The 19181-nt window shown below is 60.1% G+C and carries 18 protein-coding genes; 9 read left to right on the top strand and 9 right to left on the bottom strand.

What is annotated here, in order from left to right; all coding sequences use genetic code 11:
* Entirely contained in the window at positions 1 to 1191 is a 1191-nt protein-coding gene (locus HKK53_RS20840; RefSeq protein ID WP_169372391.1) for an N-acetylmuramoyl-L-alanine amidase, read from the top strand.
* On the opposite strand, the gene HKK53_RS20845 is transcribed toward HKK53_RS20840, so the two are convergent.
* Positions 1188 to 1565, bottom strand: coding sequence for a glutamine synthetase (locus tag HKK53_RS20845; RefSeq protein WP_169372392.1), 378 nt, complete (start codon positions 1563 to 1565; stop codon positions 1188 to 1190). The two genes, HKK53_RS20840 and HKK53_RS20845, sit on opposite strands and share 4 nt — an antisense overlap.
* A gap of 191 nt (positions 1566 to 1756) precedes the next feature.
* Between HKK53_RS20845 and zigA the strand changes: the two genes are divergently transcribed.
* Entirely contained in the window at positions 1757 to 2962 is a 1206-nt protein-coding gene (gene zigA, locus HKK53_RS20850) for a zinc metallochaperone GTPase ZigA (RefSeq protein WP_169372393.1), read from the top strand.
* Positions 2962 to 3594: a DUF1826 domain-containing protein gene (locus HKK53_RS20855; protein WP_169372394.1), complete on the top strand. Its 633-nt coding sequence runs from the start codon at positions 2962 to 2964 to the stop codon at positions 3592 to 3594. The genes zigA and HKK53_RS20855 overlap by 1 nt, the downstream gene beginning before the upstream one ends.
* On the opposite strand, the gene HKK53_RS20860 is transcribed toward HKK53_RS20855, so the two are convergent.
* On the bottom strand, positions 3591 to 3947 hold the full coding sequence (locus HKK53_RS20860) for an NADH:ubiquinone oxidoreductase (protein WP_169372395.1): 357 nt from the start codon (positions 3945 to 3947) through the stop codon (positions 3591 to 3593). The genes HKK53_RS20855 and HKK53_RS20860 overlap by 4 nt on opposite strands.
* A gap of 27 nt (positions 3948 to 3974) precedes the next feature.
* On the opposite strand from HKK53_RS20860, the gene HKK53_RS20865 reads away from it, so the two are divergent.
* Positions 3975 to 4940, top strand: a complete 966-nt coding sequence (locus HKK53_RS20865) for a CobW family GTP-binding protein (protein WP_169372396.1) — start codon at positions 3975 to 3977, stop codon at positions 4938 to 4940.
* Between the two features lie 11 nt (positions 4941 to 4951).
* Here HKK53_RS20865 and HKK53_RS20870 read toward each other — a convergent pair whose 3' ends face one another.
* Positions 4952 to 5365, bottom strand: a complete 414-nt coding sequence (locus HKK53_RS20870) for a DUF3301 domain-containing protein (RefSeq protein WP_054048264.1) — start codon at positions 5363 to 5365, stop codon at positions 4952 to 4954.
* A 119-nt stretch (positions 5366 to 5484) separates the two neighbouring features.
* Here HKK53_RS20870 and pdxY point away from each other — a divergent pair, with 119 nt between their 5' ends.
* Positions 5485 to 6357 carry a pyridoxal kinase PdxY gene (gene pdxY / locus HKK53_RS20875; RefSeq protein WP_169372397.1) on the top strand — a complete coding sequence of 291 codons (873 nt, stop codon included), beginning with the start codon at positions 5485 to 5487 and terminating at the stop codon, positions 6355 to 6357.
* A 115-nt stretch (positions 6358 to 6472) separates the two neighbouring features.
* On the opposite strand, the gene HKK53_RS20880 is transcribed toward pdxY, so the two are convergent.
* Entirely contained in the window at positions 6473 to 6955 is a 483-nt protein-coding gene (locus HKK53_RS20880) for an acyl-CoA thioesterase (RefSeq protein ID WP_169372398.1), read from the bottom strand.
* 203 nt (positions 6956 to 7158) lie between these two features.
* Here HKK53_RS20880 and HKK53_RS20885 point away from each other — a divergent pair, with 203 nt between their 5' ends.
* Complete coding sequence (locus tag HKK53_RS20885; protein ID WP_169372399.1) at positions 7159 to 8922, top strand: cation:proton antiporter; 1764 nt, start codon at positions 7159 to 7161, stop codon at positions 8920 to 8922.
* A 147-nt stretch (positions 8923 to 9069) separates the two neighbouring features.
* On the opposite strand, the gene HKK53_RS20890 is transcribed toward HKK53_RS20885, so the two are convergent.
* The 4 genes from HKK53_RS20890 to uvrD all read right to left on the bottom strand — a co-directional run bounded on the left by HKK53_RS20890 (position 9070) and on the right by uvrD (position 13423).
* Positions 9070 to 9477: an SMI1/KNR4 family protein gene (locus tag HKK53_RS20890; RefSeq protein ID WP_007943369.1), complete on the bottom strand. Its 408-nt coding sequence runs from the start codon at positions 9475 to 9477 to the stop codon at positions 9070 to 9072.
* A 148-nt stretch (positions 9478 to 9625) separates the two neighbouring features.
* A complete protein-coding gene (locus HKK53_RS20895) occupies positions 9626 to 10492 on the bottom strand; it encodes a Tim44 domain-containing protein (RefSeq protein ID WP_169372400.1) in 867 nt (288 codons plus the stop codon).
* Positions 10493 to 10671: 179 nt separating this feature from the next.
* Positions 10672 to 11112, bottom strand: a complete 441-nt coding sequence (locus HKK53_RS20900; protein ID WP_169372401.1) for an EamA family transporter — start codon at positions 11110 to 11112, stop codon at positions 10672 to 10674.
* A 127-nt stretch (positions 11113 to 11239) separates the two neighbouring features.
* On the bottom strand, positions 11240 to 13423 hold the full coding sequence (gene uvrD / locus HKK53_RS20905; RefSeq protein ID WP_169372402.1) for a DNA helicase II: 2184 nt from the start codon (positions 13421 to 13423) through the stop codon (positions 11240 to 11242).
* A gap of 259 nt (positions 13424 to 13682) precedes the next feature.
* On the opposite strand from uvrD, the gene HKK53_RS20910 reads away from it, so the two are divergent.
* The 3 genes from HKK53_RS20910 to HKK53_RS20920 all read left to right on the top strand — a co-directional run bounded on the left by HKK53_RS20910 (position 13683) and on the right by HKK53_RS20920 (position 18104).
* The gene (locus HKK53_RS20910; protein WP_169372403.1) at positions 13683 to 16556 is read left to right on the top strand and encodes an EAL domain-containing protein; all 2874 of its coding nucleotides are present in this window, start codon (positions 13683 to 13685) and stop codon (positions 16554 to 16556) included.
* A 273-nt stretch (positions 16557 to 16829) separates the two neighbouring features.
* The gene (gene hexR, locus HKK53_RS20915; protein WP_008027445.1) at positions 16830 to 17696 is read left to right on the top strand and encodes a transcriptional regulator HexR; all 867 of its coding nucleotides are present in this window, start codon (positions 16830 to 16832) and stop codon (positions 17694 to 17696) included.
* Positions 17697 to 17891: 195 nt separating this feature from the next.
* Positions 17892 to 18104, top strand: a complete 213-nt coding sequence (locus HKK53_RS20920) for a PA3496 family putative envelope integrity protein (protein ID WP_169372404.1) — start codon at positions 17892 to 17894, stop codon at positions 18102 to 18104.
* Here HKK53_RS20920 and HKK53_RS20925 read toward each other — a convergent pair.
* The gene (locus tag HKK53_RS20925; RefSeq protein WP_166655962.1) at positions 18046 to 18993 is read right to left on the bottom strand and encodes a LysR family transcriptional regulator; all 948 of its coding nucleotides are present in this window, start codon (positions 18991 to 18993) and stop codon (positions 18046 to 18048) included. The genes HKK53_RS20920 and HKK53_RS20925 overlap by 59 nt on opposite strands.
* Positions 18994 to 19181: the final 188 nt, after the last annotated feature.

The following is a 19181-nucleotide window of genomic DNA, read 5'->3' on the forward strand; positions in this document are numbered from 1 at the left end:
ATGCACAGACGTCACTTGCTCAACTGGATCCTGGCCAGCGCGGCCTTCGCTTTGCCCTTTAGTGTTTCGGCCACGCAGATTCGCAACGCCCGGCTCTGGCGTTCGGATGACAAGTTGCGATTGGTGTTCGATCTGAGCGGGCCGGTGCAATTCAAGACGTTCTCCCTGAGCGCGCCCGAACGGCTGATCATCGATCTGAGTGGCGCGAACCTCAGTGGTGATTTCAGTCAGCTGTCACTGAACAACACGGTGATCCGTTCCATTCGCTCCGGGCATTACGGGCATGGCGACACGCGGATCGTCCTGGATCTTAGCGAGCCGGTGCAGCTCAACAGCTTTTTATTGCCGCCCCAGGACGGGCAGGGTCATCGGCTGGTGCTCGATCTGAAGGCCTCTGCTCCACTGCAAATCGCCGCTGCGCCGATCATCGACAAGGCCCACCCCAAGCGCGACATCATCGTGGTGGTCGACCCCGGCCACGGCGGCAAAGACCCCGGTGCGATCGGCGCCAAAGGTGAGCGGGAGAAAGACGTGGTGCTGTCGATCGCGCAGTTGCTGGCCAAACGACTGAAACGCGAGAAGGGCTTCGACGTGAAACTGGTGCGCAACGACGACTTCTTCGTGCCGCTACGCAAACGCGTGGAGATCGCGCGCAAACACAATGCCGACATGTTCATCTCGGTGCATGCCGATGCCGCGCCACGGCTCACCGCGTCCGGCGCCTCGGTGTACTGCCTGTCCGAAGGTGGCGCGACCTCGGCCACGGCCAGGTTCATGGCGCAGCGCGAGAACGGCGCGGACCTGTTGGGCGCCACCAGCCTGCTCAATCTCAAGGACAAGGATCCGATGCTCGCCGGGGTGATTCTCGACATGTCGATGAACGCGACCATCGCCGCCAGCCTGCAACTGGGCAGCACCGTGCTCGGCAGCCTGGCGGGCATCACCACACTGCATCAAAAACGCGTGGAACAGGCCGGATTTGCCGTGCTGAAATCGCCGGACGTGCCGTCGATCCTGGTAGAAACCGGCTTCATTTCCAACGCCCGCGACAGTCAGCGGCTGGTGACAGCGCGGCACCAGCAGGCCGTGGCGGACGGTTTGTTCGAAGGTTTGCAGCGCTATTTCCAGAAGAATCCGCCGATGAACAGCTACATCGCCTGGCAGCAGGAGCAGAAAAAGGCGCAGGTCTAGCAACCAGTAATCCGGCTACACGTGAACTTGCCACTGCTGCCGCCGGAGCTGGAAAACCGATTGATGGTGGTCCAGCCAACCCGGCGACTGTAGCCGACCCAGGCTTCGCCATCGGAGGCGAGGCCGGTGAAAAATGTCAGCTGCCCATAGCGACTGCTGGTCTGCGCCCAATAGCGTTTGCCGGTCACCTCAAAACCTCGCAGGTAGATCGTGCTGCCGACGGTGTTGACGCTGTAGGCGTTGCCATCGGGATCGACACACGCGAGCAGATTGGCGCTGCGGGTACATTTGGCCAGGCTCGGGATTTGTCCCCAGGCATCGGCGGCGATTACTAGCGAAAGGCTCAACAGCGCGCACTTCAGTACGTTTCCCATGGCATTTCTCAAGGAGCGAACAGGTTCAAGCATCGTGCTCTTCGTCATGGCGGACAAGAGGGAGTGGCTTGTTTGTGTTGTTATACTATAACATTAAAAACACGCCATCCCTTGTGCCCCAAGAACGTGAAGAGCTGCGCGAACGCCATCCACCGGCGATTCGACCGGCCACATCCTGTGAGGAATACCTGATGCCCCATCGTCTTCCCGTGACCGTCCTGTCGGGCTTTCTCGGCGCCGGCAAGAGTACGTTGCTCAATTACGTACTACGTAATCGCGAAAACCTGCGCGTTGCCGTGATCGTTAATGACATGAGCGAAATCAACATCGACGGCAGCGAAGTCCAACGCGATGTCAGCCTGAACCGCGCCGAAGAAAAACTCGTGGAAATGAGCAACGGCTGCATTTGCTGCACCCTGCGCGAAGACTTGTTGGAGGAGGTCAGCAAACTCGCCAGGGACGGTCGGTTCGATTACCTGCTGATTGAATCCACCGGCATTTCCGAGCCGCTGCCCGTGGCGGAAACCTTCACCTTCCGCGACGAAGAAGGCCAGAGCCTGGCCGACATCGCGCGGCTCGACACCATGGTCACCGTGGTCGATGGCATGAACTTCCTGCTCGACTACCAGGCCGCCGAAAGCCTCGCGTCCCGCGGCGAAACCCTGGGCGAGGAGGACGAACGCTCAATCACTGACCTGCTGATTGAGCAGATCGAATTCGCCGATGTAATCCTGATCAGCAAGATCGATTTGATCAGCAGCAGCGAGCGCCAGGAGCTGATCGCGATCCTCGAACGGCTTAACTCACAGGCGGAAATCATCCCGATGGTCATGGGCGAAATTCCGCTGGAAAAGATCCTCAACACCGGCCGCTTCGACTTCGAAAAAGCCGCCCAGGCGCCAGGCTGGTTGCAGGAATTGCGCGGCGAACACGTGGCGGAAACCGAAGAATATGGCATCGCCTCGACGGCCTATCGCGCGCGTCGGCCGTTTCATCCCCAGCGTTTTTTCAGCTTTATCGACCGCCCATGGGTCAACGGCAAACTACTGCGCTCCAAGGGTTTTTTCTGGCTGGCCAGCAAGCACATGGACGCCGGCAGCTGGTCCCAGGCTGGTGGCTTGATGCGCCACGGATTCGCCGGACGCTGGTGGCGTTTCGTGCCGAAAACCCAATGGCCGCAGGATGAAGAAAGCACTGCCGGGATCATGGAAAACTGGACCGCCAGCACCGGTGATTGCCGTCAGGAACTGGTGTTCATCGGCCAGAACATCGACTTCGCGCAACTCACCGCCGAACTCGACAACTGCCTGCTGACCGACGATGAAATGGCCCAAGGGATCGAGAGCTGGCGCCTGTTGCCGGATCCGTTTGGCCCTTGGCACGAAGAGGCGGCCTGATGCTGACCCTGACTCGGCCAATACGGCAGCACCACGACGCGAGCCCGAAAGTGCTGACAAAAATCCTGCAAGACGACGCCAATCTCGCCGTCTGGCAGCGCCAACTTCCGGTGCATATCGCCGATTTCGGCCGTTTGCTGCTGTCACTGAACGAACCATTGGCTGAGGCGTTGTCTCTGGAACTCGCCAATGAAGACGCTGCGCCCAACCTCAAAGGACTGGCCTCAAGTTTCAGCGACCTCGAAGGCTACGAAGGCTTTATCGCCGACGTCTCCTGGCTGGTCAGCGCCTTCGCCTGTTTGTTGGGTGCAAAGCGCATCGGCCTGCGCCTGCGAGTGCTGGACAAGGCCATGTGCCCACGCTTCCATGTCGATCACGTGCCGGTTCGGCTGATCACCACCTATGCCGGCGTCGGCAGCCAGTGGCTGAAAGAAGGCGCGATGGATCGCCGGCAACTGGGCAAACCGGAAGCTGAACCGCAGTCGCAGATTCAGCAAGTCAGCAGCGGCGATGTGGCGCTACTCAAAGGCGAGAAATGGCACGGCAATGAAGGTTTCGGTTTGATCCATCGCTCGCCGGAACCGGCACCAGGCGAGCGTCGGTTGATCCTGACACTCGACTGGCTCAACTAGGGCTTGAGCCAGTGACCCTGGCTCTGTGCCTCGCAAAACGGCTGCAAATACGTCGCATCGGTGGCCACGCCGTAATAGTGAATATCCTGGCGGTAGGGCATATTGGCGACTTGGGCGTTGCTGCACACCCCGAAAGCGCCGGTGGGGCATTGGTCGACGTATTGCACCTCGACTTTCTGCCCGGGAAGATTCGGCTGGCAGAAGCCGTCAGCGAAAAGTTTTTCCGGGATGTTGCGGTTCTGCTGGCAGACTTTCACATCGAGCCGTTCCGCCGTGCTATGGACCACACACGCCTGGGCCAACACCTCGCCCGACGTCAATGCCAATAGCAACGACAATCCCATCAACCGCATCCTCTACCTCCTCAGAAACCTTCGATCATGTTGCAGAACATCCCCACTCACGTCATTGCCGGCCCGTTGGGCGCCGGCAAGACCAGCCTGATCAAGCACCTGCTGGCGCAGCGGCCGGCGAATGAGCGCTGGGCGGTGCTGATCAACGAGTTCGGCCAGATCGGCCTCGACGCCGCGTTGCTGACCCAGGACGCCGATGGTATCGCACTGGGTGAAGTGGCCGGGGGCTGTTTGTGTTGCGTCAATGGCGCGCCGTTCCAGATCGGCCTCGGGCGGTTGTTGCGCAAGGCGCGGCCGGATCGGCTGTTTATAGAGCCCTCCGGGCTGGGGCATCCTGCCCAGTTGTTGCGGCAGTTGAGCGAGGCGCCATGGCTTGGGGTGTTGGCGGTGCAGCCTTGTGTGCTGGTGCTGGATGCCCAGGCGCTGGCGGCCGGGAAACCGCTGCCGGCGGCGCAACAGGAGGCGTTGAACAGCGCGGGGTTGTTGCTGTTGAACAAGTCAGAAAACCTCGATGACGCTGATCGTCAGCGAATCGCCGCGCAGTTACCGGCGCGCGCCCTGTACTGGACGCAACAAGCGGTCTTGCCATTGAGCGAGTTGCCGGGGCTTGAGAGTCAGGCTGTCGTGGGTGTGGATAACTTCGTCGTCCCTAAGGGATTGGCGCAGATGCCGGCGATCTGGACTGATCCCGCGTTTCCGATTTGCTTGAGCCAGGCACAGGAGGGTGGCTGGAGTATTGGTTGGCGCTGGCATCCGGGTCAGATATTCGATATCGCGCTCGTTGCTCAATGGCTTGAGAGCCTAGCCTGGCGACGGGCGAAGCTGGTTATCCACAGTGGCGGCGGTTGGGTTTCAGTGAATGCGGTGGATAACTCGGTGTTGGATTGGCAGACGAGTGAATGGCGGCAGGATTCGCGAATTGAGCTGATTTTTAGTGAGTCGCAGGATGTTGCGTCGCTGCAAAGAGATTTGGCCAATTGCCGGATGGGTTGAAGGTCAAAAGATCACGGACGCCACTTCGTGTGTTCCTGCCGCCACTGACTCATCTCAATCACTTCACCCCGCGGTTTCACCACCTCGACCACTGGCGGCGTGTCGTCAAACGGCATCGGGTAGGGTGCCAGCTCAATCTGCGCGCTGTGCGCACCGAATTGGGTAATGGTCCCGGTATGACGGGTTTCGCCAGTCACGGTGAACTCGAAGTTATACACCCGCGCCAGCCGTCGACGACCGTTGGCATCTTTGATAAAGCCGATCTTTTTCAGCGCCACGTTGCCATCGAGCAACTCGATTTCGAGCTTGGCGCAATGCTGCTTGACCCGCTCCAGCGCGCGCTCGCGCAAGCCATGGTTATGCCACAGCCATGCGGCGCCAGTGGCGAGCAGCATCAGCACGAAGATATTTCCAAGGGTCAGCATCAACAAAGTGCTCCAACAAGATAGTGCCAGCTTAACTGTGTCGCCGGTCTGTCGTACAGGCTGTGTTTAGTCGCATACTGCGCGGCTCGAATTTCAATCGTTTTACGGAAACTCACCGCATGAAACGTACGCCCCATCTGCTCGCCATCCAGTCCCACGTGGTGTTCGGCCACGCTGGCAACAGCGCCGCGGTTTTCCCGATGCAGCGGGTCGGGGTGAATGTCTGGCCGCTCAACACTGTGCAATTCTCCAATCACACGCAATACGGGCAATGGGCGGGTGAAATATTGCCGCCTCATCAAATCCCCGAACTGGTGGAAGGGATCGCGGCGATTGGCGAGTTGGGCAGCTGCGATGCAGTGCTGTCCGGTTATCTTGGCAGTGCGGCGCAGGGCCGGGCGATCCTCACGGGCGTGGCGCGGATCAAGTCGGTCAACCCGAAGGCGCTGTACCTGTGCGACCCGGTGATGGGCCACCCGGAGAAGGGTTGCAGCGTGCCGGCCGAGGTCAGTGACTTCCTGCTGGAGGAAGCGGCCGCCGTGGCAGACTTCATGTGCCCGAATCAGTTGGAGCTGGACAGCTTCTCGGGGCGCAAGCCACAGTCGCTGTTCGATTGCCTGGCCATGGCGCGAGCGTTGTTGGCGCGCGGTCCGAAGGCGGTGCTGGTCAAACACCTGGATTATCCCGGCAAGCCTGAAGAGGTGTTCGAGATGCTGCTGGTGACCGCTGAGGGAAGTTGGCATTTGCGTAGGCCGTTGCTGGCGTTCCCGCGTCAGCCGGTAGGTGTCGGTGACCTGACGTCCGGGTTGTTCCTGGCCCGTATTCTGTTGGGGGACAGCCTGGTGGCGGCGTTCGAATTCACCGCAGCCGCCGTGCATGAAGTGCTGCTGGAAACCCAGGCTTGTGCCAGCTATGAGCTGGAACTGGTGCGGGCGCAGGACCGGATCGCGCATCCGCGGGTGCGGTTCGAAGCAACGCCGATCAGTCTTTAAAAGCAATCGCGGGCAAGCCTTGCTCCTACGGGTCCGAGTCGTACGCCTATTGCGTGTACGACTCAAATCCGTGGAGCAAGGCTTGCCCGCGATGCCGATCTAAAGGTCAAACAAATCAGGCGTCGCCCTTGATCTCCTGATACCGCTTTTCCAGTTCCTGCCGAATCTGCCGACGCTGCTGAGCCTGGATAAACCGGCGCTTGTCCTCGCTGTTCTGCGGTTGCAGCGGCGGGACGACGGCCGGTTTGCGCTGGTCATCCACCGCGACCATGGTGAAGAAGCAACTGTTGGTATGGCGCACCGAGCGCTCGCGAATGTTCTCGGTCACCACCTTGATGCCCACCTCCATGGAGGTGTTGCCGGTGTAGTTGACCGAAGCCAGGAAGGTCACCAGTTCACCGACATGGATCGGCTCGCGGAAAATCACCTGGTCCACCGACAGGGTCACTACGTAGCGGCCGGCATAACGGCTGGCGCAGGCGTAGGCCACTTCGTCGAGGTATTTGAGCAGGGTGCCGCCGTGGACATTGCCAGAGAAGTTGGCCATGTCGGGGGTCATCAATACCGTCATCGACAGTTGGGCGTTTCCGGGTTCCATAGCGTTCTCACGGGTCAAGGCAGGATTTCGGGAGCGCACCTCTGCGGGTGCGTGGTCGGTTTTTCAAAACCAACAGTTATCGGGACGCCGGGCAGGGGGCTGCCGTCACGCGCGGATCGATCTGTTTCCATATATTGCACCGCCTTTCTGCCGGAAGTCGCGGTGTTACGCTCCGGGAAGTCGATTTCAAGGAGCCCCATACCATGCATGCCATCAGTTTCATCCAGGATTTGGCAGTGATCATGTTGGTCGCGGGTGTGGTGACCGTGCTCTTTCACCGGTTCAAGCAACCGGTGGTCCTCGGCTACATCGTCGCCGGCTTCATCATCGGCCCGCACACACCGCCGTTCGGCCTGATCCACGATGAAGAGACCATCAAGACCCTCGCCGAACTCGGGGTGATTTTCCTGATGTTCTGCCTGGGCCTGGAGTTCAGCCTGCGCAAACTGTTCAAGGTCGGCGCCACAGCGTTTATCGCGGCGTTCCTGGAAATCGTGCTGATGATCTGGATCGGCTATGAAATCGGCCGCTGGTTCGACTGGAACACCATGGATTCGCTGTTCCTCGGCGCGATCCTGGCGATTTCCTCAACCACTATCATCGTCAAGGCCCTCAACGACCTGAAGATGAAGAACGAGCGTTTCGCCCAATTGATCTTCGGCGTGCTGATTGTCGAAGACATCCTCGGCATCGGCATCATCGCCTTGCTGTCGAGCATCGCCGTCAGCGGCACCGTCAGCTCGGGCGAAGTGTTCTCCACGGTCGGCAAACTCTCGCTGTTCATGATCGTCGCACTGGTCATCGGCATCCTGCTGGTGCCGCGGCTGTTGGCCTACGTGGCTAAATTCGAAAGCAACGAGATGTTGCTGATCACTGTACTGGGCCTGTGTTTCGGCTTCTGCCTGCTGGTGGTCAAGCTCGAATACAGCATGGTCCTCGGCGCCTTCCTGATTGGCGCGATCATGGCCGAATCCCGGCAATTGCTGAAAATCGAACGCTTGATCGAGCCGGTTCGCGACCTGTTCAGCGCGATTTTCTTCGTCGCCATCGGGTTGATGCTCGACCCGCTGATCCTGCTGCAATACGCCTGGCCGATCGCGGTGATTACCGTGGCGGTGGTGTTGGGCAAGATGTTGTCCTGCGGCCTCGGCGCCTTTATCGCCGGCAATGACGGACGCACCTCACTGCGTGTCGGGATGGGTCTGTCACAGATTGGCGAATTTTCCTTCATCATTGCCGCGTTGGGCATGACGCTGCAGGTCACCAGCAATTTCCTCTATCCAGTGGCCGTGGCGGTGTCGGTGATTACCACGCTGCTGACGCCATACCTGATCCGCGCCGCCGACCCACTGTCGATCAAGCTCGCAGCGGTCATGCCGGGGCGCCTGAGCCGCGTGCTGGGGATGTATGGCGAATGGCTGCGCAGCATTCAGCCGCAAGGCGAGGGCGCGCTGCTGGCGTCGATGATTCGGCGGATTCTGTTGCAGGTGGGGGTCAATCTGGCGCTGGTGATCGCGATCTTCTTTTCGGGCGCGTTTTTCGCCGAGCGCATGTCGGTGTACCTGCAAGCCTGGATCAGCGAGCCGAGTTGGCAGAAAGCGTTGATCTGGGGCGGGGCGTTGCTGTTGTCGCTGCCGTTCCTGATCGCTGCCTATCGCAAGCTCAAGGCGCTGTCGATGCTGTTGGCGGAGATGGGCGTGAAACCGGAGATGGCTGGCCGTCACACGCAGCGAGTGCGCCGGGTAATCGCCGAAGTGATCCCGATCCTCTCGCTGCTGGTGATTTTCCTGCTGCTGGCAGCCTTGTCGGCCAGTATTCTGCCGACCAACAAGTTGCTGGTGCTGATCGCCGTGGTCACGGCCGCCGTAGCGGCGCTGCTCTGGCGCTGGTTCATCCGCGTGCACACGCGCATGCAGGTGGCCTTGCTGGAAACCCTGGACAACCACAAGGATGCGTCCGGGCATTGAAGTCAGACCTGTAGCAGCTGGCGCTGCCTGCGTCCGGCTGCGCAGCAGTCGTAAAATCAGTCAGCGCGGTGTTCCAGGTAAACCTTACGACTGCTTCGCAGCCGGACGCAGCCTTCGGCGGCTGCTACAGGGTGCAAGTCGGAATGATCAGCTTTCCAGCCAGACGTCCCGCGCCCAGTGCCAAACCGATTCCCAGGTTTCTTCGGCAATCAGTTCTTCTTCGGCTTGCCACAGCACCACGGTGCCGTCTTCTTCGACCAGGTAGTAGTCGTCACCGTCCTGGCAGATCGGGATCATGCTGCGGTCAACACCCGCGTCCCAGGCGTTGGCGGCAACGTCCGGCAGGTAGGTGTGGGATTGCGGGTCGGTCACGGTGACCGGCTCCAGGCTGCCGTAGACCACATCGCTGACGGTCAGCAAAAATTCTCTGAAGACGAACGGGATGTCGATGAACAGCTGTTCTTCGATTTCCACGATCTGATCTTCGTCGGGCAACTCCAAGGGGACCGGTACCGGTTCGTTGGCTTCACGCAGTTGTTCGATGATTTCTTCCACGTCCGGGATCCTCTTGCTTGATGGCGCGGTTTAGTTGGGGCGGTTTATACAGTAGCTCGCTATAGATGCAACCGCGAAATAGAAAACCCCGGCCGAGGCCGGGGCTTTTTATGGGGATAACATTGCGACAGGCTTAACGCGCGTCGGTTCAGCCGTTCTGGCGGATACCGGCGACCAGCCAAGGCTGGTTCTCGCCCTGTGCACGCTCCATGTTCCAGCTTTCGCTGAACACTTCGCCCTGGTCGAAACGCGAGGTTTTCGACACACCGCTGAAGGTCAGGGTGGCGATGGTCTTGTCCGCACGATCATCCACGCCGTCCAGTTGAACATTGAGGTTATCAATGTAGGTCGACTGGAAACCGTCGCCCAGATCGGCACGTTCGCGCTTGAGGAACTCCAGCATTTGCGGGGTCACGAACTCGGCGATCTTGTCCATTTCGTTGGCGTCCCAGTGCTGCTGCAGCGACTGGAAGTGGTTGCGGGCCGCTTCGATGAAGTTCTGTTCATTGAACCAGGCGGGAGCGTTGATCACCGGACGAGCGGCAGGAGCTGCCGAGCCACCGAAGATCGAACCGCCGGCCGGCTTGTTCTCGAACGTTTCGCGATGCATCGGCGCGCCGGCCGGAGCCAGGTGCTCCTGTTGCTTGCGGCGACGTGCGGCGATGAAACGGAAGATCAGGAAGGCGATGACAGCCATGATCAGGATGTCGAAGATCTGCATGCCCTGGAAGCCGCCGCCCATGAACATGGAGGCCAGCAGGCCACCGGCCGCGAGACCGGCGAGAGGGCCGAGCCAGCGCGAAGCACCGCCGGCCTTGGCCGCAGCGCCAGCGGCACCGGCAGCACCTGCGGTAGCAGCAGCGCCGCCCGCAGCCGAAGAAGGCGCCATCTGGCTGGTCTGGTGGGTCGGCGCAGCGCCGGCGCTTTTGCCGCCGCCAAAGCGTTTGGCATTGGCGTCGAGGCTCATCGTCAGGCCGATACACAGCGCCATGGCGATGCTAAGAAAACGTTTCATAAGGGGAATTCCCATTTGTGGATTGCACGCGGGCCATGTTGCACAGCTGAAGTGTCACTGGCTAGCGGCAGAGTGTTTCGGGCTTTTGCCTGACAGGTTGCGTTCAGCTTCAGTCAGCGCAATAGGGCCTTTTACCTTTCGTCCGTAGGACAAGTGGATAAGCTTTGTAGGAAGGAAACCTAGCGTCGCAGCGCTAGCATGACCACACCGGCCGTGATCAACCCGATGCCGCCCCATTGGCGCAGGTCAAGTCTTTCGCCCAGCAGGATCACCCCAAGCACCGCTACCAGCACCACGCTGAGTTTGTCGACGGGAGCGACCAACGAGGCCGGGCCGAGTTTGAGCGCACGGAAGTAGCAGATCCATGACGCACCGGTCGCCAGCCCCGACAGCAGCAGGAACAGATAGCTTCTGGCAGAGATTGATCCTAATGACTGATATTGGCCCGTGGCATACAAAATCAAGGCCAGGCTGACGAGCACCACCATTGTGCGCAGGAGCGTGGCGAAGTCGGAATTGACGTTTTCGATGCCGATCTTCGCAAAGATGGCGGTCATGGCAGCGAATACCGCCGACAACAGGGCCCAGAATGTCCAGGAGGAAAAAAAGCCTGATCCCATGAGTGTTCCTCCATTGATCGTTCCCACGCTCTGCGTGGTAACGCCGCCATGGACGCTCTGCGTTCACTGTGACGCGGAGCGCCACGGGATGGATTCCCACGCAGAGCGTGGGAACGATCTGGCTGTACTAGATCGCTTCCAGCTTCGCGTAACCCAGCATCAACCACTTGCTGCCTTCACCAAAATTCACCTGCACCCGAGCCTGGGCTCCGGCGCCTTCGAAGTTCAGGATCACGCCGTCGCCAAACACCGAATGCCGCACGGCCTGGCCCAGGCTGAAACCGGTGTCCGGGATCTCGCTGCCGCCGAACAGACTGCTGGAACTCTGCTGCTGACCGCCGCCGAACGGACGGCTGACGCTGTTGGACAGCCGCACTTCCTGGATCAGGCCTTTCGGCACTTCCCGTACGAAACGCGAGACCTTGTTGTAGGTCTCGCTGCCGTACAGGCGTCGGGTTTCAGCGTAGGTCATCACCAGATTCTGCATGGCCCGGGTGATACCGACGTAGGCCAGGCGGCGCTCCTCTTCAAGACGACCGGGTTCTTCCAGGCTCATCTTGTGCGGGAACAGGCCTTCTTCCATGCCCACCAGGAACACGTAAGGGAATTCCAGGCCTTTGGCGCTGTGCAGGGTCATCAACTGAATGCTGTCTTCATGCTCGTCGGCCTGAGTGTCGCCAGCTTCCAGCGACGCATGGCCGAGGAATGCTGACAGCGGCGACAGGTCTTCGTCTTCTTCAGCGTTTTCGAAGTTGCGCGCGGCGCTGACCAGTTCCTCAAGGTTTTCTACCCGAGCCTGGCCTTTTTCGCCTTTTTCCGCTTCGTGATAGGCAATCAGCCCCGACTGCTCGATGACGGTCTGGGTCATCAAGTGCAGCGGCATGTCCATGCACTTGGCGGCGAGGTTCTCGATCAGTTCGATAAACGCCCCGAGCGCACCGGCTGCACGACCGGTCAGGCCTTTATTGGCGACCAACAGGCGCATGGCTTCCCACATCGACACATCGCTGTGACGGGCGTGGTCGCGAATCGCTTCGACGGTTTTCTCGCCGATGCCGCGAGCCGGAACGTTGATCACCCGCTCCAGTGCCGCATCGTTGCCACGACCTTCCAGCAAGCGCAGGTACGCCATGGCGTTCTTGATTTCCGCCCGCTCGAAGAAGCGCTGACCGCCATAAATGCGATACGGAATGCGCTCGCGCAGTAACGCTTCTTCCAAAACGCGGGATTGGGCGTTGGAGCGGTACAAAATCGCGATATCGCTGCGGGCCAAGCCGGTTTTCAGCGCGCTTTCGATGGTTTCCACCACGTAGCGTGCTTCATCGTGCTCGTTGAATGCGGCGTACAAGTTGATGGCTTCGCCTTCGCCGCCATCGGTCCACAACTCTTTGCCCATGCGCCCGGTGTTGTTCGCGATCAGGGCGTTGGCGGCCTTGAGGATGCCGGCGGTGGAGCGATAGTTTTGTTCCAGACGAATGGTTTCCGCGTCCGGGAAGTCGTCGGAGTACTGATAGATGTTCTCGATTTTCGCCCCGCGCCAGCCGTAGATCGACTGGTCGTCGTCGCCGACCACCATCAGGCTGTCGCCGCCCTTGGCCAGTAGGCGCAACCAGGCGTACTGCACGGCGTTGGTGTCCTGGAACTCGTCCACCAGAATGTGCCGGAAGCGCTTCTGGTAATGCGCCAGCAGACCTGGATTGTCGCGCCACAGGTCGAGGGCGCGCAGCAGCAGTTCGGAGAAGTCGATGACGCCAGCGCGCACGCATGCGGCCTCGTAGGCTTCATAAATGCTGCGCATGGTGGCCAGGAACAGGTCGCCACTGGCTTGAATGTGTTGCGGGCGCAGACCTTCGTCTTTCTGCCCGTTGATGAACCATTGGGCCTGACGGGCCGGCCAGCGTTGTTCGTCCAGGCCCAGCTCGCGGATCACCCGCTTGACCAGCCGTTGCTGGTCGTCGCTGTCGAGAATCTGGAAGGTCTGGCTCAGCTTGGCTTCCTGCCAGTGCGCCCGCAGCAATCGGTGCGCCAGGCCGTGGAAGGTGCCGACCCACATGCCGGCCGGGTTCAGCCCCATCAACTGCTCGATGCGATGACGCATTTCCGCAGCAGCCTTATTGGTGAAGGTCACCGACAGGATGGAGTGGGGTGAGGCGTTTTCGACCTGGATCAACCAGGCGATACGGTGCACCAGCACTCGGGTTTTACCGGAGCCAGCACCGGCCAGGACCAACTGACGACCCACGGAGGCAGCTACGGCCTGACGTTGGGCATCGTTGAGGGAGTTCAGCAAAAGGGAGAGATCATCGCGCATCGGGGCATTCTAGGGGGCGGCGCCACACCGGGCAAACATCGCTTTGAATTAGCCGATGAAAGATCGACGGGGGACGACCGGTCGGTCACTGGCTGCAAGCGGCGGCGGGGCTCGCTCGGGCGCTTTTTCAGCGATGCCGGCGGTCGATACTTTGGTCTACTTTGTGATCTGGAGCTGTTTGGTCCAGCCCCTTGCTTGTGTATGCTCCGTGCACAATTCGGGCTCAACAACGCTCATTATAAGAACAAGAATATTGCCTATGACCCTCAGCTCCGACCTGTCGGGCCCCTCTGTAGAGCCCCGGGTTATCCGCAAACAGTACGCCATGGAAATGGCGGTCGAACGCACGCGCCTGCTGTACCAGGGTTCGCTGTTGCCGACGCTGTTCATGCTGATCAATGGCCTGGTCTGCGCCGGTCTGCTCTGGAGCCCGCAGCGCTACTTCCTGGTCAGCGTCTGGCTGGTCTGGTTGTTGTCACTGGTGGCGCTGCGGGTGATTCAAGTGGCGGCCTTCGATTCGGCGATCCCCAACCGCCAGGCCCATCCGATCTGGATTCGCATGTTTTTGCTGGGTTCGGCCATGACCGGTCTGACCCTCGCCGGTGCCGGCATTGCTCTGGTACCCGCCGACACGTTCATTCAACAAGCCTGGGTCTTCGGCCTGATCGGCGCGGCGGCGCTTTCGGCCAGCGTGGCCTACGCCGTGAGCCTGCCCGCATTTCTCTCCTTTACTTTGCCCTGTCTGTTGCCGGCCATCGGATATATGTTCTGGGGCGGCGATGAGCAGCAGCAGGGGTGGGGCTGGTTCGGGCTGATTCTGTTGGGCGCCTTGAGCGTGGTGGCCTGGCAGGTCAATCGGCTCATTGACCGTGGCTTGTTGCGGCGCTTCCAGAATCAGGCGTTGATCGAGCATTTGCAGCTTGCGCAAACCCAGGGCGACCAACTCAATCACGAACTGGCCAAGGAAATCGATCAGCGCCGCAGCGCCGAAGAAGAATTGCGTGAAGCCCAGATCGAACTGGAAAACCGCGTTGCCCAGCGTAGCCAGGAACTGAGCACCGCCACCCAAGCCTTGAGCAAGAGCGAAGCGCGTCTGGCGTTGGCGCTCAAGGCCAGTGAGCTGGGACTGTGGGATTGGAACCTGCAAACCGACGAAGTCCATCACACGCAGATCCAGGAACTGTTCGGCCTGGCGCCGGAATACGTGACCGCCATGCTCAGCCACCTTCGGCCGCGGCTGCATCCCGACGACGTGCCGCCCCTCAAACGAGCGCTGGTCGAACATTTGAAGGGCCGCAGCGAGGATTACCAGATCGAATACCGGGTGCGCCATGGCGATGGCCATTGGGTCTGGATCGAGGACCGAGGCCGCGCCGTTGAGCGCAGCGAAAGCGGCCGGGTTGTGCGCATGGTCGGTACCCGCCGCGACATCAGCGCCAGTAAAGGCCAGGAAGAACAGCGGCAATTGGCGGCGACGGTGTTCGAAGCGGCCAGCGAAGGCATCGTGATTTTCGACCCGAATTACGCGTTGATCGCTGTCAACCAAGCCTTCAGCCGCGTCACCGGTTATGACATCGACGACATGCTCGGGCGCAATGTCGTCGAGTTGCCGTGCAGTCGCGATGCTCGTCGACATTACGCCACCATTCACCAAGCCCTTGAGCAGCACGGCAGTTGGCAAGGCGAACTGGTGGAAACCCGCAAGAACGGCGAGCTGTATCCGCAATGGCTGCAATTGAACGCAGTGCGCGATAGTCGAGGAAAGGTCAGCCATATTGTCGGCTTCTTCGCCGATCTCTCTGCGCGGCGTGAATCAGAAGAGCGTATGCGCTACCTGACCCATTACGACGAACTCACCGGCCTGGCCAACCGCTCGCTGTTCCGCGAACGGCTGCGCGAGGCGCATCAACGGGTGCGACAGGGCGGGCGACGCAGTTTGGCATTGCTGCACATCAATCTCGATCGTTTCAAGCTGCTCAATGACAGCCTCGGCCATGAAATCGCCGACCAGTTATTGCAGAAAATGGCCCGGCGGCTGGTCAATGCGCTGCCGGAAGCGGACACCATCGCACGGCTTTCCGGCGATGAGTTCGCGGTGTTGTTCGATGCCTACGGCAACCTGTCGAGCCTGGCCCGAGTGGCGACCCGCTTGTCGAGCAAACTGCGTTTGCCGGTTACGGTTGAAGGGCATGAGCTGGTGGTCAGCGCGTCCATGGGCATCAGCCTGTTGCCGGACAATGCGCGGGAGATTTCCGCGTTGGTCAGTCAGTCGAACATGGCCATGCAGCACGCCAAGCACTTGGGCGGCAACAACTTCCAGTTTTATACCGACAGTCTGCAAGCCAGCACGCTTGAGCGTTTGCAGCTCGAAAACCAGCTGCGCAAAGCCATCGAAGAAAAACAGCTGAAGGTGTTTTACCAACCGAAACTGTGCCTCGCCACTGGCCGATTGAACGCTGCCGAAGCGCTGGTGCGCTGGGATCATCCGACCATGGGGCGAGTGCCGCCCAACGATTTCATTGGCCTGGCCGAGGAAACCGGGTTGATTGGCCCGATCGGTGAGTTCGTGTTGCGCCAGGCTTGCTGGCAAGCCTGCGAATGGCAGCGCCAGGGGCTTGAGCCGATCCGTGTATCGGTCAACCTGTCGGTACATCAATTACGCCAGGGCAAACTGGTCAGCCTGGTGCGTCAGGTACTGGAGGAAACCGGCCTGGCGCCGCATTACCTGGAGCTGGAACTGACCGAAAGCCAATTGCTGGACAGCGTCGAACACATCATCGCGACCTTCCAACAGTTGCGCGATCTGGGGGTGAAGCTGGCGATCGACGATTTCGGCACCGGGTATTCATCCCTGAGCTACCTCAAGCGCATCCCGGTGGATTACGTGAAGATTGATCAGGCGTTTATCCGTGGCTTGGGGGAGGGTGGCGAGGATGCGGCGATTACCCGGGCGATCATTGCCATGGCCCACGGCTTGTCGCTCAAAGTCGTGGCCGAAGGCGTGGAGCGTGTCGAGCAGCTGGAGTTTCTGCAAGCCGAGCACTGCGATGAAGTGCAGGGTTATTTGATCAGTCGGCCGGTGGAAGCGGCTGATCTGGGTGAGCTGCTGCGCACGGACGCAAACCCTTTGTAGCAGCTGGCGCAGCCTGCGTTCGGCTGCGAAGCAGTCGTGAATGGACGTTATGCGATCGAATAGGGAAATTTGGTATTCAGGTTTCGCGACTGCTGCGCAGCCGAACGCAGGCTGCGCCAGCTGCTACAAGGGCCAAAGGTGCTACATGGAGCGCGCGACGCGTGGAATGGGGACATTGAGTTACGCATTGAGCAGGCAAAAAGCCGATTCATGTAGTATAACTACAAGCGTGCTACATCCCCGGCAACTGCCAATAACAAAGAGTCGACCCCTTTGAATCTGCTGCAACACATCGCCCAGTCCCGTCACCTGTTACGCAAGTCGGAGCTCAAGGTCGCCGACCACGTGCTGCTTGATCCTGCGGCGGTGATGCACAGCTCCATGGCTGACCTGGCCCACAGCGTGGGCATCAGCGAGCCGACCATCGTGCGCTTTTGCCGCGCCATCGGTTGCTCGGGTTTCCAGGATTTGAAGCTGAAGCTGGCGCAGAGCCTGGCGGCCGGTGCGAGTTTCGGGCAGTTCGCGATTCATGAAGACGATTCGGTCGCTGACTACAGCCTGAAAATTTTCGACACTACGTTGCATACCTTGATGGAGGTTCGCGAGAAGCTCGATCCGGTGGAATTGCAGCGGGCGGTGTCGCTGATGTCCCAAGCGCAGCGGGTCGAGTTCTATGGCTTTGGCGCGTCGGGTGCGGTGGCGGCGGATGCTCAGCATAAGTTCTTTCGATTGCTGCTGACGGCAGCCGCGTATTCCGACCCGCACATGCAGGCGATGTCGGCCGTGACCCTGAAGCCGACCGACGTGGCGATCTGTATTTCCCAGTCGGGCCGTTCCAAGGATTTGTTGATCACCGCCAATCTGGTGCGCGAAAGCGGCGCCTCGCTGATCACCTTGTGCCCGAGCCAGACGCCGTTGGCCGAGCTGTCGACCGTCAACCTGGCGATCGACGTGCACGAAGACACCGAAATCTATACACCGCTGACCTCGCGCATCGCCCACCTGGTGGTGATCGACGTGTTGGCGATGGGCGTGGCCATGGCGCGCGGGCCGAGCCTGGTCAACCACCTCAAGAGCGTCAAGCGCAGCCTGCGCAGCTTGCGGCTTTCGCCTAAATCGGTGAAAGCGCTGGACGATTGATTCCTTATTTGTCTTGAGGGCCTCTTCGCGGGCAAGCCTCGCTCCTACAGGTACGCGATAACTGTAGGAGCGAGGCTTGCCCGCGAAGGCGTCCTCAAATACGACAACTTTCATCTCTCTGTAACCCACCCGCCGCCAAACCGTCATCCCCAGCGTTCATCGTGTAACTCCCGTACTCGACTTGGGAGACCTGCAATGGCCCAGCCCTACGAAGAACGCAACAGCGCCCTCAAAACCCGTCGCCAGCAAGAAGACCAGCGCCGCATGGAATTTCGCCGTGCTATCGAAGATCGCTGCGAACGCCGCCAGCTTCTGGCCGAGATTGGCGATTTTCCTGACGAGCTGGAACTCAATTACTGGCAGGCAGCACCGGTAGTTTCCCGTCGAAACGCTCAACCAACGCGCTGATCTGCACCCGTTCGCTGCGGATAAACGCCAGGAAGGCGTGCGCCACCGGTGACAGGCGTTTAGCTTTGGCCTGCACCAGGCACCAACTGCGATACAGCGGCAGCTCTTCGACCGGCAGCTCAATCAGGGCGCCGGTCGCCAACTCCAGGTTCAGGGCGTGGCGCGTCAACAGCGCCAGGCCCAGGCCCGCCAACACGCACTCACGCTGGGCTTCCGCCGACGCGACCTCCTGGGTCTGGGTGAAGTGCACACGCTTCTCTTTGAAATACTCTTCGCACGCCATCCGCGTACCGGAACCTGGCTCGCGCATCAACAGCGTGTAAGGCTCCAGATCCTGCAAACGCAGCGGTCCCATGTGGCACAGCGGATGGTCCGGCGGCGCCACCGCCACAATCGGATTGTTCAGAAAGGGCAGGAACTCCAGGCCCATGTCCTGCGGCACCATCGACATGATCACCAGGTCGTCGCGGTTATCCGACAGGCGCCGGATGACCTGACCACGGTTGACCACCGTCAGGTGCAGGTTCACTTCCGGGTGCTGGCGTTTGAATGCGGCGAACAGGTGCGGCACGAAGTACTTGGCGCTGGATTCCACCGCCAGTTTCAGCTGACCTTGCAACGAGCCCTGCATGTCCGACAGCTGCATATCGAGGTTTTCCAGGCGGCCGAAAATGTCCCGGCTGGCGCGCTGAAGCGCTTCCGCTGCCTCGGTCATGTAGAGCTTTTTGCCGACGTAATCGAACAAAGGTTGACCGATCAGCTCCTCAAGTTGACGAATCTGTAGGCTCACGGCAGGTTGTGTGAGGGACATTTCCTCAGCCGCGCGGCTGTAGGACCTCAGATCACAGACTTCATTGAAGATCTGCAATTGACGCAATGTCATACGCATCAATGACTTACGCATTTTATAGGCGCTCTCACCGCAGGCTGGTGCGCCAACTATAAGTCTTTACTTATGCCTGACCCAATAATTAATCATTTTTGTTAATCCCTCATGGGGGCTAGTGTGGGGCTGCGACTAAATCGAAACATTTAGTCACGCGTCGACCTGGTCTAGCAGGTCGTGGGTACCACCGG

Origin of the sequence: Pseudomonas sp. ADAK7 (assembly GCF_012935675.1) — a bacterium.
In the GTDB taxonomy this organism is placed as follows: domain Bacteria; phylum Pseudomonadota; class Gammaproteobacteria; order Pseudomonadales; family Pseudomonadaceae; genus Aquipseudomonas.

Excerpts from the sequence above, each read along its gene's own strand:
- HKK53_RS20855 (WP_169372394.1), top strand. The coding sequence starts at position 2,962 with ATGCTGACCCTGACTCGGCCAATACGGCAGCACCACGACGCGAGCCCG.
- HKK53_RS20840 (WP_169372391.1), top strand. The coding sequence starts at position 1 with ATGCACAGACGTCACTTGCTCAACTGGATCCTGGCCAGCGCGGCCTTC.
- pdxY (WP_169372397.1), top strand. The coding sequence starts at position 5,485 with ATGAAACGTACGCCCCATCTGCTCGCCATCCAGTCCCACGTGGTGTTC.
- HKK53_RS20925 (WP_166655962.1), bottom strand. The coding sequence starts at position 18,993 with ATGCGTATGACATTGCGTCAATTGCAGATCTTCAATGAAGTCTGTGAT.
- HKK53_RS20865 (WP_169372396.1), top strand. The coding sequence starts at position 3,975 with ATGTTGCAGAACATCCCCACTCACGTCATTGCCGGCCCGTTGGGCGCC.
- HKK53_RS20900 (WP_169372401.1), bottom strand. The coding sequence starts at position 11,112 with ATGGGATCAGGCTTTTTTTCCTCCTGGACATTCTGGGCCCTGTTGTCG.
- HKK53_RS20910 (WP_169372403.1), top strand. The coding sequence starts at position 13,683 with ATGACCCTCAGCTCCGACCTGTCGGGCCCCTCTGTAGAGCCCCGGGTT.
- HKK53_RS20895 (WP_169372400.1), bottom strand. The coding sequence starts at position 10,492 with ATGAAACGTTTTCTTAGCATCGCCATGGCGCTGTGTATCGGCCTGACG.
- HKK53_RS20870 (WP_054048264.1), bottom strand. The coding sequence starts at position 5,365 with ATGCTGACCCTTGGAAATATCTTCGTGCTGATGCTGCTCGCCACTGGC.
- HKK53_RS20880 (WP_169372398.1), bottom strand. The coding sequence starts at position 6,955 with ATGGAACCCGGAAACGCCCAACTGTCGATGACGGTATTGATGACCCCC.
- HKK53_RS20845 (WP_169372392.1), bottom strand. The coding sequence starts at position 1,565 with ATGGGAAACGTACTGAAGTGCGCGCTGTTGAGCCTTTCGCTAGTAATC.
- HKK53_RS20920 (WP_169372404.1), top strand. The coding sequence starts at position 17,892 with ATGGCCCAGCCCTACGAAGAACGCAACAGCGCCCTCAAAACCCGTCGC.
- zigA (WP_169372393.1), top strand. The coding sequence starts at position 1,757 with ATGCCCCATCGTCTTCCCGTGACCGTCCTGTCGGGCTTTCTCGGCGCC.
- HKK53_RS20885 (WP_169372399.1), top strand. The coding sequence starts at position 7,159 with ATGCATGCCATCAGTTTCATCCAGGATTTGGCAGTGATCATGTTGGTC.
- uvrD (WP_169372402.1), bottom strand. The coding sequence starts at position 13,423 with ATGCGCGATGATCTCTCCCTTTTGCTGAACTCCCTCAACGATGCCCAA.
- HKK53_RS20860 (WP_169372395.1), bottom strand. The coding sequence starts at position 3,947 with ATGCGGTTGATGGGATTGTCGTTGCTATTGGCATTGACGTCGGGCGAG.